The 14,033-nt window shown below is 50.2% G+C and carries 14 protein-coding genes; 13 read left to right on the top strand and 1 reads right to left on the bottom strand.

Annotated elements, in window-relative coordinates; genetic code table 11:
• Positions 1-170: 170 nt before the first annotated feature.
• The 10 genes from MHH82_RS17915 (at position 171) to MHH82_RS17870 (ending at position 10,113) form a co-directional block, all read left to right on the top strand.
• Positions 171-644, top strand: a complete 474-nt coding sequence (locus MHH82_RS17915; RefSeq protein ID WP_340967118.1) for a MerR family transcriptional regulator — start codon at positions 171-173, stop codon at positions 642-644.
• Positions 634-1,071, top strand: coding sequence for a hypothetical protein (locus MHH82_RS17910; RefSeq protein ID WP_340967116.1), 438 nt, complete (start codon positions 634-636; stop codon positions 1,069-1,071). Before MHH82_RS17915 ends, MHH82_RS17910 begins: the two co-directional genes overlap by 11 nt.
• 447 nt (positions 1,072-1,518) lie before the next feature.
• A complete protein-coding gene (locus MHH82_RS17905; RefSeq protein ID WP_009592465.1) occupies positions 1,519-2,295 on the top strand; it encodes a TerC family protein in 777 nt (258 codons plus the stop codon).
• Positions 2,296-2,689: 394 nt separating this feature from the next.
• On the top strand, positions 2,690-3,019 hold the full coding sequence (locus MHH82_RS17900; RefSeq protein ID WP_009592507.1) for an ArsR/SmtB family transcription factor: 330 nt from the start codon (positions 2,690-2,692) through the stop codon (positions 3,017-3,019).
• Entirely contained in the window at positions 3,016-3,414 is a 399-nt protein-coding gene (locus MHH82_RS17895; RefSeq protein WP_340967114.1) for an SRPBCC family protein, read from the top strand. Before MHH82_RS17900 ends, MHH82_RS17895 begins: the two co-directional genes overlap by 4 nt.
• A gap of 171 nt (positions 3,415-3,585) precedes the next feature.
• Complete coding sequence (locus MHH82_RS17890; RefSeq protein WP_340967112.1) at positions 3,586-5,841, top strand: excinuclease ABC subunit UvrA; 2,256 nt, start codon at positions 3,586-3,588, stop codon at positions 5,839-5,841.
• Between the two features lie 14 nt (positions 5,842-5,855).
• Entirely contained in the window at positions 5,856-6,560 is a 705-nt protein-coding gene (locus MHH82_RS17885) for an FAD-dependent oxidoreductase (RefSeq protein ID WP_251496544.1), read from the top strand.
• 120 nt (positions 6,561-6,680) lie between these two features.
• Positions 6,681-7,049 carry an iron chaperone gene (locus tag MHH82_RS17880; protein WP_145038230.1) on the top strand — a complete coding sequence of 123 codons (369 nt, stop codon included), beginning with the start codon at positions 6,681-6,683 and terminating at the stop codon, positions 7,047-7,049.
• Between the two features lie 176 nt (positions 7,050-7,225).
• Complete coding sequence (locus MHH82_RS17875) at positions 7,226-9,436, top strand: heavy metal translocating P-type ATPase (protein ID WP_251496539.1); 2,211 nt, start codon at positions 7,226-7,228, stop codon at positions 9,434-9,436.
• Positions 9,427-10,113, top strand: coding sequence for a sulfite exporter TauE/SafE family protein (locus tag MHH82_RS17870; RefSeq protein ID WP_009592514.1), 687 nt, complete (start codon positions 9,427-9,429; stop codon positions 10,111-10,113). Before MHH82_RS17875 ends, MHH82_RS17870 begins: the two co-directional genes overlap by 10 nt.
• A gap of 7 nt (positions 10,114-10,120) precedes the next feature.
• Here MHH82_RS17870 and MHH82_RS17865 read toward each other — a convergent pair whose 3' ends face one another.
• Positions 10,121-10,528 (bottom strand): FixH family protein, encoded by a 408-nt coding sequence (locus MHH82_RS17865; RefSeq protein ID WP_340967105.1) that lies wholly within the window; start codon positions 10,526-10,528, stop codon positions 10,121-10,123.
• A 324-nt stretch (positions 10,529-10,852) separates the two neighbouring features.
• On the opposite strand from MHH82_RS17865, the gene MHH82_RS17860 reads away from it, so the two are divergent.
• The 3 genes from MHH82_RS17860 (at position 10,853) to MHH82_RS17850 (ending at position 14,005) form a co-directional block, all read left to right on the top strand.
• Entirely contained in the window at positions 10,853-11,281 is a 429-nt protein-coding gene (locus MHH82_RS17860) for a disulfide oxidoreductase (protein WP_340967103.1), read from the top strand.
• A gap of 345 nt (positions 11,282-11,626) precedes the next feature.
• Positions 11,627-12,982: a cytochrome ubiquinol oxidase subunit I gene (locus tag MHH82_RS17855; RefSeq protein WP_340967101.1), complete on the top strand. Its 1,356-nt coding sequence runs from the start codon at positions 11,627-11,629 to the stop codon at positions 12,980-12,982.
• A gap of 6 nt (positions 12,983-12,988) precedes the next feature.
• A complete protein-coding gene (locus tag MHH82_RS17850; protein WP_009592515.1) occupies positions 12,989-14,005 on the top strand; it encodes a cytochrome d ubiquinol oxidase subunit II in 1,017 nt (338 codons plus the stop codon).
• Positions 14,006-14,033 lie beyond the last annotated feature (28 nt).

The following is a 14,033-nucleotide window of genomic DNA, read 5'->3' as shown; positions in this document are numbered from 1 at the left end:
TGAAAGGTACCGGCAGTCTTTTTTATCCTCAACAATCCTTTCCACGTAGTTATTTGTACTTCTGATCATGGTTGCACTAGTAAGTCTAGATTAGATATGACATAAGGTAATGGTGAACTCGTAAAAAAGTGACTTGACACTGGAGTTTACTCCAATGTTATTTTGAATGCATGAAACCATTATATTCAATACAAGAAGTTTCGCAGATCCTTGGAATTCCCAAGGATACACTTCGCTACTATGACCGAATTGGAATCGTATCGCCGGCCCGGGAAGACAATCGGTACCGCAGGTATTCGAGGAGGGACCTCATGGATTTGATGAATATTCAAATCCTACAGTTTGCTGACTTGTCGCTGAACGAAATCAAGGGGAAGTTTCGATTCCACGGCATGGAGGAGGTTGACCCAGCAGAATGCCTGAAGGTAGCTTCGTTCCTTGATGCCAAGAATGCGGAAACGCGCGAGAAGATTGCTCATCTGGAAAAGGTCAGTCAATTGCTTGAGTTAGCAGCTGAAACGCTAAGGGACCTTAATCATGAAAGCGACCGGCGGCTGGCAGCGTTCGTTCGCGAGATTTACCAAACGATTCGCAGGAAGGAGAATGGAATATCCGAGGAGGGATGTCTTGGACATGAAGATTAAGAATCCATATTATTTAATTGCCGGTATCCTTGCCGTACTATTTGCCATTACGCATGCTTGGAACGGGCAATCCGCTGTACTGCCGACACTTCACGCGAGCGAGATCGCCTTGGATTCCGAGATCATATTCACGTATGTCTGGCATATCATCACAGCGGAGAATCTGGTCTTCGGTATCGCGTTCATTTGCATGGCATTCCAAGGCGAAGGATCGAAAATCCAGGCCGTTGCATGGATGATTGTATCGCTGCTGATCGTACGACTGATGGTCATTTTAGGCATAACGGCAGTTCAAAATGTTTCGTCATTAACGGACACGGTAGTCGATTCGGTTGCGATCGTAATATATGTCATCTTCATCCTGTTGGGCATTAAAATGAAATCAAAAGAGCCCAAGGATTCAACGCTACTGTCAAGTAAGCGCTAGTGAAAGATAACCATAATGAGAGAGGTCCATGGGTTTTGTAGAACATGATTCCAGTATCCTTTGATGATATCAATCGATGTACAGCAGCCGGCCCAAAGGCCGGCTGTAGTTATTAGCCATTGGGTGTAGTTATTATAATGAAGCAGATCCCGGCCCTGATTTGACCCCCGAGCATATCGATCCATGTTCGATCAAGTGATGTTACCATCAGCCCAAAATGTGGTTTGATGTTATGGACCGCCGAATAATGCGAAGCGTTTTGTTTCAAAATAGCATAACCTATACAATTTTTTTTATTATGATGCCTAATGAATGAAACGAGACATTACTTGACAACGTAATAACGACAGGGAGCAGCGGTGCAATCAAAATTCATTAGCTGAAACGTGGAGCTTGAAAGCAACAAATGGGTCCTGAACATTCTAACATAAGAGAGGGGAAGTACCGTTGGAATCACTTTGGTTGGAGTATGCCTGGGCATTACTGATTCTTATCGGTTTGGAAGGTTTATTATCGGCGGATAATGCCCTTGTGCTGGCGGTCATCGCGAAGCACTTACCGGAGGAACAAAAGAAGAAAGCCATCAATTACGGAATCATCATGGCCTTTGTATTTCGCTTCGCCGCCCTGTTTGCGATATCGTTTATCGCGAACGTCTGGCAAATACAGGCGATTGGAGCGGCTTATCTCCTATACCTCGGATTAAAGCACATCATCAAAGCCCGTTTCGGCAAGGAAAACAAAAATATTCGCGAGGACATAAAGAAAGATGCCGCGGGAAAAGGCTTTTGGCCGACCGTTGGAAAGATTGCGGTTGCGGATCTCGCGTTTGCGATTGATTCCATTCTTGCTGCTGTGGCTCTGGCACTGGGCCTCCCGGATTCGCCGCTACCGGATTTCGGCGGGATGGACGGAGGACAATTCCTGGTTGTCGTGCTTGGCGGGATCGCAGGGCTTGTCCTGATCAAATTCGCGGCCACGTGGTTTGTGAAGCTGCTTGCTCAACGGCCGGCACTGGAGACCACGGCATATGCCATCGTGGCATGGGTCGGCGTCAAGCTCGCTGTGATCACCCTGGCCCATGAAGATATTGGCGTGTTGGCTCATCATTTCCCGCACAGCACAGGCTGGACCGTCGTTTTCTACGGGGTCTTGGTCGCGATCGCCCTTCTCGGTTGGTTTGCCCCCTCGAATAAAAGGCACACTCAACCTGATCCGCTTTAGGTTGACCTAAGTAAACGAGGCAGTGGAATCGAATTCCACTGCCTCGTTTTATACTTTTCCGATCATAAAAATCCCGAGCCCGATGGATTGACATGACACCAAATGGTGACCTATAATCAAAATGTCACTAAATGGTGTCCGATTATTGAAAATATCGAAAAAGTAGAAATTCAGCACCGAGGAACAGCTTATCCATGATAGGGTTACACTTTGATCAGACGGACACAACTCCATTTCATGGACGCGTGGCAGGATAAGGGCTTTAAGTTTGCCGTTTATTTTCTGCTTCGATTCGCAAGGACTCGCCCCGCGAACGCTCGTCCGCAGGGCCGCACTCTGTAGGGATGGAAAATGAACGGCTGTCCCTCGGCAGTAATATGGAGGAGAGGGTGTTGTGAACGAGAACTACCAGTCTCGCGATGTGTTTAACGCCATTGCAGACCCGACCAGGCGCCAGCTGATCCATCTGTTGGCGGAAGCTGATGAGCTGCCGCTGCATGAGCTAACGGCACAGTTTCCCATGGGCCGTACTGCGGTGTCCAAGCATTTAACAATACTTAAGGAAGCCGATCTGGTACATGACCGAAAAGTCGGCAGAGAAACGCGTTTCAGGCTTAACGCCTCGCCACTCCGAGAAGTTCAAGATTGGGTGGCTTTTTACAACAAGTACTGGAATGCCAACATGCTGCGTTTAAGCCAGCTATTAGAGGAGGAAGATGAATGAGCTTAACACTGTCTATGGATTTTCCGTTCAAGACATCGATCGAGAAGCTGTGGTTAGCCATCACGGATTCAAACCAGCTTGCCAAGTGGATCACGGAAAATGATTTTAAACCCGTCGTAGGGCACCGATTTCAGTTTCGCCATGAGCCATCAGAATGGTGGGATGGGATTGTTGAAGGCGAAGTGCTTATCGTGGACGAGCCGAATCTTCTATCCTATACCTGGGCCACCGGTGAGGAAAGACATACGGTTACCTTGACGCTTCAGGATTTAGGAGGCGGAAAGGTTAACCTCCATCTCGAACAAATCGGATTTTCCAACGTTCATGGGCTCGAGGGGGCTAAGCATGGATGGAGTGCATGGGTCGCCAAGCTTGAAAAGGCATTGTCAGATTAACCGCATCCATATTACGTTCCTCTCCCAAGCGCTAAATGAATAGAGGACGTTGATCGAACCCTGCTGGCCCCCATCGATATAACCGGCTGCATGCTGCTTGCAGCCGGTTTAAGTCTTGGACGATTCATTTGAAAAATTGCTTAAATCACCCATATCGGAAGGATGTTATGCATGAGCGAAACAAATCAGGAGTATATCGTGCTCTCGGGTGCGAGGGAAAACAATCTTAAGAACGTATCCCTGCGCATTCCCAAGCGGAAGATCACGATCTTCACCGGTGTATCCGGATCCGGCAAATCGTCGATTGTCTTCGATACGATCGCCGCAGAATCCACGCGGCTGCTGAATGAGAACTTCAGCATGTTCGTTCGTACGTTCCTGCCCCGTGTTCCCCAGCCGGATACGGACGCAATCGAGAATCTGAGCATGGCTGTTATCGTGGATCAGAAGCGGCTTGGCGGCGGCTCCCATTCCACGATGGGCACCATTACCGATATTTCTCCCATTCTCCGTCTTTTATTCTCCCGAGTGGGTCAGCCCCATATCGGACCCGCGCATCTATTCTCCTTCAACGATCCGCAAGGCATGTGCCCGGAATGCAACGGAATCGGTCGCAAGCTTGGCGTCGACATGAGCAAGGCGGTGGACATGACCAAGTCGCTAAATGAAGGCGCGTTGATGCTGCCGGACTATTCGGTGAACGGCTGGGAGTGGAACATGATACTGCAATCGGGTGATTTTGATCCGGACAAAAAGCTGAGCGATTATTCCGATGAGGAATTGGAGCATCTCCTGTATGCCAAGGCAAGAAAAGTGAAGATGGATTTCGCCGGTAAGGCAACGAACATTACGGTGGAAGGCGTCATTGAGAAGTTCACCAACAAATACATCAAGCAGGATGTGAAAACGAAGTCCGAACGCACGCAGAAAGCCGTGATGCCATTTATCACGGAGGGTCCGTGCCCCAGCTGCCTTGGCGCAAGACTCAGCCAAGCGGCGCTAAGCTGCAAAATCAATGGACTCCACATTGCGGAGATGTCCGCCATGGAAGTGGGCCAACTGATCCGCGTTATACGCGAGATCGATGATCCGATCGCGGGACCGATCATCAAATCGTTAACGGAGCGTCTGCAGCATCTGCTGGATATCGGCTTGGATTACTTGACGCTGGACCGCGAGACGGATACCTTATCGGGCGGCGAGTCGCAGCGCGTCAAAATGGTCAAGCATCTGAGCGGCAGCCTCGTGGATGTCACTTACATCTTCGACGAGCCCAGCGTTGGCTTGCATCCCCGCGATGTACACAGGTTAAATGAACTGCTTCAGAAGCTGCGCGACAAGGGCAACACCGTGATTGTCGTTGAGCATGATCCCGATGTGATCAAGGTGGCGGACCATATCGTCGACGTTGGGCCTTACGCCGGCAGCCGCGGCGGTACCATCGTATATGAGGGAAGCTACTCCGGACTTCTGGAGTCTGCTACTTTAACAGGGACCCATATGAAGCGGCCGCTCCAGTTGAAGCACGACTGCAGGCAGCCATCCGGCAAGCTGCCCATCAAGGATGCCACACTGCACAATCTAATGAACGTGAGCGTCGATATTCCGACCGGAGTGCTGACCGTTGTTACGGGTGTCGCCGGCTCGGGCAAAAGCACCCTGATCAACGAAGTATTTCTCAGCCAGCATCCGGATGCAATCGTCATCGATCAATCGGCGGTAGGCGTATCCACGCGCTCGAATCCAGCCACGTACACGGGCATAATGGATGATGTTCGTAAAGCATTTGCTTCGGCGAACAAGGTGAACCAGGGTTTGTTCAGCTTCAACTCGAAGGGAGCCTGCGAGAACTGCCAAGGGCTTGGCGTATTGTATACGGACCTTTCCTTCCTCGACAGCGTAAAGCTGCCATGCGATGTGTGCGGGGGGAGACGCTTCAAGGATGAGGTACTCGAGTACAAACTGAACGGCAAGTCGATTGCCGAAGTGCTGGAGATGACGGTGGAGCAGGCACTGGACTTTTTTGAACTCAAAGAGGTTGTTCGCAAGCTTCAGGCCATGAGCGATGTGGGATTGAACTATATTACGCTCGGCCAGCCGCTCAGCACGCTCTCGGGCGGGGAGTGCCAGCGCATCAAGCTGGCAAGCGAGCTGCATAAGAAAGGCAGCATTTACGTGATGGACGAGCCGACCACCGGTCTGCATATGTCGGATATCGGCCACCTGCTGGAGATCATGAACCGTCTTGTGGACGCAGGCAATACGGTAATTGTCATCGAGCATAACCTCGAGGTGATCAGCCAAGCGGACTGGATCATCGACATGGGACCGGACGGAGGCAGCAAGGGCGGACAAGTGGTGTTCGAGGGCACGCCGGCGCAGATCACTCTAGCGGAGCAGTCGATTACGGGAAGATACTTGATGTAACGAGGGGTGAGATCATGGGTTTTATTAAAGATTTTCTATCCATATTCCAAAAGCGGGAATTGATATTTATAGCGAGCAGCAAAGAATCGGAAGATGTGTACACTTTTTCATTCGAAAAAGGACACGATTTAACATGGAAAGCAGGGCAATACGGTTTATTCAGCATTACGCATAAAACCATGAAGAATGCTACAAAGCCATTCAGCATCAGTTCTGTTCCCACAGAGAACGTTGTTAACATAACAACGCGCATCGGGGACAACCCAAGCGATTTCAAAAGGGCGCTGCTGGAATTAAAACCAGGCATGCATTTGAAAATGGGCGGTCCTGTAGGGTCCTTTCATTTGGATCCTGAGAGCCCCTCGCTCCTGATCGCGGCCGGAATCGGAATGACGCCTTTTCGGTCCATCTTAAAGCAGGCGGCAGCCGGGAATGGTGAGTTGAAACCCATACACCTTCTCTATTTAGATAGCAAGAAGTCCTATCTGTATAAAGATGAACTTGATGCAATCGCTAATCATCCTTCGATCCAGGTATCTTATCTTGATTCAAGAAATGATTTAGATCAGGAAATCGACAAGTTCATCGCCCGGCATAAGGGACATGGCAAGTATTTGGTTGCGGGACCGAAGTCCATGGTAGAGTCGGTTACTGCGTACTTGCAAAGTAAGAATGTGTCCAAGCGGAATATCAAAAAGGATGCTTTTTTTGGATATTAGCAATTGAATGTACTGATCGTAGAGAGCGGAATCCATGAATAACAGAGAAATCGTGGATAGTGAATAGCTTATGCATGATCGCCACATAAGCTGGCGTCATTTATAGAAGGAGGATACAACATGGAGGTTTTTGCAGATTTTTTAGCGAAAATCGATAACCCGCAGCATCGGGCGAGAACCGAAGAAGTTTTGGGGTGGGTCGCTGAGAAATTTCCGAATCTGATGCCGAAAATGGCGTGGAATCAGCCAATGTTCACCGACCACGGCACATTTATCATTGGCTTTAGCGTAGCCAAACCTCACTTGGCGGTTGCCCCTGAAAAGGCAGGGATACATCAATTTTCGGATGAAATCGTCCAGGCCGGCTATGATCACACCAAGGAGCTTGTCCGCATTCGGTGGGATCGTCCGGTTGATTTCTCATTGCTGGAGAGAATGATCGAGTTTAATATGCTGGATAAGGCAAACTGTACAACGTTTTGGCGGTAGCAGAAAAATAGCAGCCCTTAGAAAATCCCCTTGAAAAAAGGGGGTTTTTTCTTTTTTCCGGATGCAGCCATTTTAGTGAAGCTGGATGGCTCTTTATAGCTATTCTTAATATTCGAACACCTTCATACAATTTATGGACGAGCGATCCCATGAACGAGCGCCGGAGGTGAGCGAATATGAAACTGGAGCAATTACAAGTAAGTGGTATGACATGCGCGGCTTGCGCAACCCGAATCGAAAAAGCGCTTCGCAAGGAGAAGGGGGTTCAAGCTGTTCATGTCAGTTTGGCTTTGTCTCGGGCTACCGTTCACTACGAACCGAGGGAAATTGGAATGCAGGCGATCACCGCCAAAATTGCAAAGCTCGGCTATAAGGCAACGGGCAAGCTCTCGCATCCCCAAGCAGGAATAGAAGCCGAAACTCGCGCCTATCGCACCCGTTTCGCGATCGCTGCGTGTTTGTCCATTCCGCTTTTGTGGGCGATGCTGGCCCATATTTTCATGTGGTTTCAACCATGGACGCCGAATGTATTCATGGAGCCCATGTTTCAATTACTTATTGCGACGTTTCTTCAGTTTGGCGTGGGCTATCCATTTTATTACGGCGCTTATCAAGCCTTCATCCATCGCAGCGCTAACATGGATACCTTGGTTGCCATCAGCACGTCCGTAGCTTACTTCTACAGCCACTACGCGATGTTTCATGCCGCACACGATTCCTCTCACCCCACCCTGTATTTCGATACGATTGCCATGATTATGACCGTGGTTTTGTTAGGCAAGTGGCTAGAGACCATGGCCAGGGGAAAAGCGCTGAAACAACTGAGTGCCTTATATTCGCTTCAGGTGAAGCTGGTTCGGGTATTGCGACAGCATGGCGAAGAATGGATTACGGCAGATCAGGTACAAACAGGGGACCGCATTGTGGTGAAGAGCGGAGAATGGATATCCGTTGACGGTGTGGTTCATTCGGGAACGGCGGATGCGGATGAATCGATGATGACAGGCGAAAGCACGGCGGTGACCAAATGCAGCGGAGACCGCGTATATGCCGGAACCCGTTGTTTGGTCGGGAGTCTGCATATCATGGTCGATAAGAAGCATAAGGAAACCCGACTTTCCCAGATGATTGCACTGATCGAAGCCGCGCAGCAGAGCAAACCGGCCATTCAAAGAACGGTTGACCGCATTGCGGCGGTTTTTGTACCGGTTATGCTGGGCTGTGCGGCGGTAACATTTGCAGGATGGCTATTGTTTTCCCATGGCCCTGATCTCTCTGAAACCGCAATGCGTCACGCGTTATCTGTTTTACTGGTCGCCTGCCCCTGTGCGCTTGGACTGGCAACCCCGATTTCCATCCTGATTGCAACCGGATCATCTGCCCAAAAGGGCATTCTGTTCAAAGAGGCGCGCTCCCTGGAAAGGTTGCGGCAAATCGATGTCGTATTGCTGGATAAGACGGGAACGCTGACCGAAGGCTTGCCGCAGCTTGTTGCCATCCAAGCGGCCGGACAACGTGACGCCGATGTACTTCGCTTGACCTCGGCTCTAGCTTCTCTGTCCATGCATCCACTGGCGCAAGCCATTGTGAAAGCGGCGAAAGACCAACAGGTCCTCATTCCGGAAGCAGCCTCGTTCCACGAACGGCCGGGAAAGGGAATGGAAGGCGATGTGGAAGGAAACAACGTATGCGTGGGGAACCGGAAATGGCTGGAGGAAATGGGCATTCGCTTTTCGGAGGATAAAAGGTTTGGATTACATCAGGAAGCGGCCTCCGGTCATATAAGACTTTATATAGCCATGAACGGGACATGTATCGGTACGTTTGATATGGCTGACAAACTCAGACGGGATGCGCGAGGCGTCGTGCAAGAACTGAAGCAAAAAGCCGAAGTGTGGATGGTAACTGGCGATGAGGAGCGAACGGCGCTGACCGTGGCTTCCGCGACAGGCATTGAGCTGGTACGCGCCGGCATGCTTCCTGAACAGAAGCTTGCGTTCATACGCGAGCTCCAGCAGCAAGGTCGTTCCGTGGCCATGGTCGGCGACGGCATCAATGATGCGGCTGCGCTGGCCGCGGCCGATGTCGGCATCGCCATGGGCGGCGGAACGGATGCAGCCAAACAGGCAGGAGACGTCGTCCTGATCGGAAGCAGGCTGTCCCTAATTCCGGAAGCCTACACCTGGAGTCGTTATACGATGCGGAATGTTCATCAGAATCTACTCTTTGCACTATTGTATAACGTCCTGACCGTACCTTTGGCTGCATTCGGTTATTTGGACCCGCGCATCGCATGCATTGGAATGGCGGCAAGCTCGCTGCTGGTTGTCGGTAACTCGCTGCGGCTCCAGCTGTGGGGAAAACGGGGGGCGAGAGCATGGCCTTGACCGGAAGCGGATTACCGTTAGTGGCATTGGCAGGATTAATGGGGGCGCCGCATTGTCTGGTCATGTGCGGGGGAATCGTGTCTTCTCTGGCACTTGGAAACCAAAGCTCTCCGCTGAAATCCGTGTTGGCCTACAATGCGGGCAGAGTTATCACCTACATGGCCATTGGCGGTTTTATGGGAGTGGTGGGCTCCTTCCTGGATGTGGCCGGCAGCTTTGTCGGCTTCCAAGGAGCAGCCAGCATCATTGGAGGAATGCTCATTCTGCTGTGGACCTTTCGCCGCTACACATTGCCCATATATAACGCTCATCTGCCGAGACATCCATTTTTTCAGAATAAATTGGCACGGCTTGGTCAGCGTTATGAGATGCTTGCGACTTTTTTAACCGGCATTCTGCTTGGTTTTCTTCCATGCGGCTTAACCTATGCGATGCAGATGAATGCAGCGGCATCCGGATCCGGCCTGGAAGGTATTATGATTATGCTGGTGTTTGGACTTGCGACATTTCCGATCCTGTTCGTGGTGGCGATGTCTGCCGGCAGCCTGACGAAAAAATGGCGCAGGGGCATGCGCAAATTCGGCGGATTTTTAGCTTTCCTGATGGGAATCCTGTCTATTTTAAAAGGACTAAGCGCCAATGGCTGGATACCGGGCATTCACCCGTGGCTATGGTAAGAGGAGCTCAGCGAACTTTGAACAACGTCCTTACTTTGACATGGCGATCTTCCCAACGCAGAACGGCTTCGGCCTCCCAGAGGCCTTGCATCACAGGGATTGCCGTCGCGCTGTAAACGCCTGGCTTGGATTCGACGATCTCTGCGGGGAACACCCCGCAAAACATATCCGGCATCGCGATGTGGAGTTCAATGTCAGCATCGGTAATCGGCTTCTCGGGAAGCTCGGTCACGAATAGCTCAAAAACGGTTTCCTGCATGGGTTCAGCAGCAGACGAAACGGTTTGTATTTCCATACGCAGCTGTCCATCGGTATAAAGATCCTCCGTTGGAGTACGATCCTGAACCTGTCGAAACATCAGGATGGCCGCGATCGTGCAGATCAGCAGCAGAGCAATCCCCCATCTGGTCTTCATTCTATCCCTTCCTTCACCTGAAAGCATAAGTTTCCCTCATAGGTATGTAACAAAAGCATAGAACATGCAAAGTGGGTATTCTTCAATGGAGTGTACAAACTAAAAAAGATTTTGTCCCTATTAGCGGCAAAATCTTTTTTTTATTCGCTGGTTTACTTGATACGTTAACATGATGTGTCCATTCACAGAACAAGCTGGCCAGAGCAGCTTATAGCCCAAAGGAGCCATTTTATTATATTTATAATTAAGCGAGAATGAGAAATGTCATCACGTTCATTTCGATATGATGCCGAAACACCAATAGAAGGGAAGAAGTTTGAAACCATGAACAAAACCGGAGTTTGGTTGTTTTTTGCATGGACGGTCGCCACAGTGGCCACTACAGGAAGTTTGTTTCTAAGTGAAGTTTGGCATTTTACGCCTTGCGTCTTATGCTGGTACCAAAGAATTTTCATGTATCCATTAGTCATTGTGCTGGGAATCGCAGCGTACCGGCAAAAGACAGATATCGTGCCGTACGTCCTGCCACTGATTCTCATTGGGGGAGGGATATCGACATACCATATCGTCATCCAAAAACTTCCGCACGATCTGAGCGCGGCAGCATGCGGGCCGGTGTCCTGTATAGACGACTACTTGAATTGGTTCGGTTGGTTGACCATACCGATGCTGGCACTCGCAGCATTTATACTCATAACCTTTGCATTGTTACAGGCTAAGCGCTCACAGAAACAAGAAGCCGCTCAAGGATGAATTTGCAATACCAACAGATGGATGGTTATCCGTCATCTCGAATAAAATTGTACCTGTAAGAACCCGGTTTCTTGACCCGCTCATGTGGGCTAGAAATGGGGTTCTTTTTCGGTTATATACCACTGCCGCGAATACCATGTATCGTCTGACAATGCAATGGCTCGAACGAGTGGTTTTCTTGTTTTTCACCGAGATGTCAGAAAGATTCGATCCTTTCATGAACGGAGCGCAGTCGTGATTCATTTGTGATCATGCTTCGTTATAATAGCCTTTGAATATCGGGTAAGTATAGGTTAGGGTTTGACCCGATTCGAATGAATTGCGTTTGAAAGGAGACATTCTGGCATGGTCGTAGATACGGTGCTGTGGAGCAGATGGTTAACAGGGTTGACCTTGGCATTTCATGTCATATTCGCCACGGTCGGCGTCGGTGTTCCATTAATGATTGCAATTGCCGAATTCGTCGGCATACGAAAGAAGGATTCACACTACATTCTTATGGCCAAGAGATGGACGAGAGGATTTGTCATTTCCGTGGCCGTCGGCGTCGTAACCGGAACGGCGATTGCCCTGCAGCTGGCATTGGTATGGCCGAACTTTATGCAGTTGGCAGGAAACATGATCGCTCTTCCATTATTCATGGAGGTTTTTGCTTTCTTTTTTGAAGCCATTTTCCTCGGCATTTATTTGTACACGTGGGATCGCTTCCGCAATCCGTATGTTCACTGGCTGCTAACGTTACCCATTGTAGCCGGCGCAAGCATGTCCGCATTTTTTATCACGTCGGTGAACGGTTTTATGAATCAGCCTGACGGCTTTGTTATGGAAGCCGGTCACTTTACGGCGGTTGATCCGCTGCAGGCGATGTTTAATGCAGCAACGCCCTCCAAGGTGTTCCATGTATTATCCTCGGCCTACTTGACGGGGGCAGCCCTGCTGGCGGGCATTGCGGCTTATATTATCCTCAGAAAAGGAGCGTCGGCGTATTACAAAAAAGCGTTGAAGCTGATGATGGGCGCGGTGCTGGTCTTCAGTTTGCTGACCACTATTGCCGGCGATATGTCCGCAAAGTTTTTGGCGGAGCATCAACCGGAGAAGCTGGCGGCCGCAGAGTGGCATTTTGAAACGGAACGCGGCGCGGATTTGATCCTGTTGGGATGGCTGAACGCCGAGCAGAAGGTCATGGGGGCTCTTCACATTCCGAAGGCGCTCAGCTTCCTGGCCTTTGGCGACTTTAATGCCGAGGTGAAGGGGCTGGAGGAGTTTCCGCTCGATGAGCGACCTCCGCTGCTCGTGCATTATTTGTTTGATATGATGGCCGGCATCGGCTTTGTGATGCTCGGCGTTGCGTTCTTGTATTTCTTGTTCGTGATGTGGAAGAAACGGAACGAGCTCAACAAGTGGCTGCTTCGGGCCATTGTTCTTAGCGCGCCGCTGGCGTTCTTAGGGGTAGAGCTGGGCTGGTTCTATGCCGAAGTCGGTAGACAGCCGTGGATTATCCGCGGATACATGCGGGTTGAGGAAGCTGCCACCTCCTCGCCGAATGTGAGGGTTCTCTTTTTCCTTTTCCTCCTTCTGTATATCGTGCTGGGCGTCATGTGTATTTTTGTGCTGCGGCGCTTATTCCGTAACAAGCCGGCAGAAGCCGAGCTTGAAGAACTGTCCAAAGAGAAGCAAATTCATTCCATGGAAAAAGGGTGAGCCGTTATGATCAGTTACGAGTTGATAGGCATCTCCGTGCTTTGGCTGTTTTTGTACGGCTATTTGATCGTGGCCTCCATCGATTACGGCGCCGGATTTTTTGCCTTCTATGCCCGCTTGACGAAGCAGGACCATCTGCTCAATCGTTTGATCTCTCGTTATTTGTCGCCGGTCTGGGAGATCACGAATGTGTTCTTTGTCTTTTTCTTCGTTGGCATCGTCGGTTTTTTTCCCGATACGGCCTATTATTATGGTTCTGCGCTGCTTGTGCCGGGAAGCATCGCCGTCATTCTGCTGGCCATTCGCGGGTCCTTTTACGCGTTTGAGAACTACGGCTCCAAAGAAAACATCGTGTATCTGTTTTTATACGGGGCCACGGGATTGCTGATCCCGGCATCGTTGTCGGTGGCACTGACCCTTTCCGAGGGCGGCTTTATCGTGGAGGAAGGCGGGGCCGTTTCTTTAGAGTACTTGTCGCTGATGACAAGCCCGTTGTCGTGGAGCATCGTCGCATTGGCCATTGTATCGGTGCTGTTTATCAGTGGTTCGTTCTTGTCTTATTACGCTTCCCGGGCGGACGACCAGCCTGCGCTCAAGCTGATGCGGACCTATGCCCTGTTCTGGAGCATGCCAACCATCATTGCCGCGCTAACGGCATTCATTTATCTCTCTCAACATAATGAGCGGCATTTTCAAAACATGATGGACTTATGGTGGCTGCTGGCGCTTTCCGTTGGTTTTTTCATGATATCCGTATGGCTTCTATACAGCGGGCGGCGCTACGGACTGGCCTTTATTTGCGTGATGCTTCAGTTTTTCTGTGCTTTTTTTGCTTATGGCATCGGACAATATCCGTATATTCTGGATCCGTATATTACCATTCAAAGCGGTGCCACGCATGAGTCGATGGGCGTTGCGCTGGTGATCGCCTTTATCGGCGGACTGTGTCTGCTGATTCCGTCCCTTATCCTGGTCTTCAGGCTATTCCTGTTTGATGCGGATTATGTAAAAGGCAAAAAATAAACCGATGCGTTGTGAAATCACATACAGA

It is taken from the genome of Bacillus sp. FSL K6-6540 (assembly GCF_038007545.1).
Note: the sequence above shows the minus strand (reverse complement) of the source record. Positions and strands in the feature narration are given on the sequence as shown.

What these genes read in the sequence shown, in the direction of transcription:
- MHH82_RS17870 (WP_009592514.1), top strand. Translation starts at nt 9,427, where the DNA reads ATGGCCTTGACCGGAAGCGGATTACCGTTAGTGGCATTGGCAGGATTA.
- MHH82_RS17915 (WP_340967118.1), top strand. Translation starts at nt 171, where the DNA reads ATGAAACCATTATATTCAATACAAGAAGTTTCGCAGATCCTTGGAATT.
- MHH82_RS17850 (WP_009592515.1), top strand. Translation starts at nt 12,989, where the DNA reads ATGATCAGTTACGAGTTGATAGGCATCTCCGTGCTTTGGCTGTTTTTG.
- MHH82_RS17865 (WP_340967105.1), bottom strand. Translation starts at nt 10,528, where the DNA reads ATGAAGACCAGATGGGGGATTGCTCTGCTGCTGATCTGCACGATCGCG.
- MHH82_RS17880 (WP_145038230.1), top strand. Translation starts at nt 6,681, where the DNA reads ATGGAGGTTTTTGCAGATTTTTTAGCGAAAATCGATAACCCGCAGCAT.
- MHH82_RS17885 (WP_251496544.1), top strand. Translation starts at nt 5,856, where the DNA reads ATGGGTTTTATTAAAGATTTTCTATCCATATTCCAAAAGCGGGAATTG.
- MHH82_RS17855 (WP_340967101.1), top strand. Translation starts at nt 11,627, where the DNA reads ATGGTCGTAGATACGGTGCTGTGGAGCAGATGGTTAACAGGGTTGACC.
- MHH82_RS17860 (WP_340967103.1), top strand. Translation starts at nt 10,853, where the DNA reads ATGAACAAAACCGGAGTTTGGTTGTTTTTTGCATGGACGGTCGCCACA.
- MHH82_RS17890 (WP_340967112.1), top strand. Translation starts at nt 3,586, where the DNA reads ATGAGCGAAACAAATCAGGAGTATATCGTGCTCTCGGGTGCGAGGGAA.
- MHH82_RS17895 (WP_340967114.1), top strand. Translation starts at nt 3,016, where the DNA reads ATGAGCTTAACACTGTCTATGGATTTTCCGTTCAAGACATCGATCGAG.
- MHH82_RS17910 (WP_340967116.1), top strand. Translation starts at nt 634, where the DNA reads ATGAAGATTAAGAATCCATATTATTTAATTGCCGGTATCCTTGCCGTA.
- MHH82_RS17875 (WP_251496539.1), top strand. Translation starts at nt 7,226, where the DNA reads ATGAAACTGGAGCAATTACAAGTAAGTGGTATGACATGCGCGGCTTGC.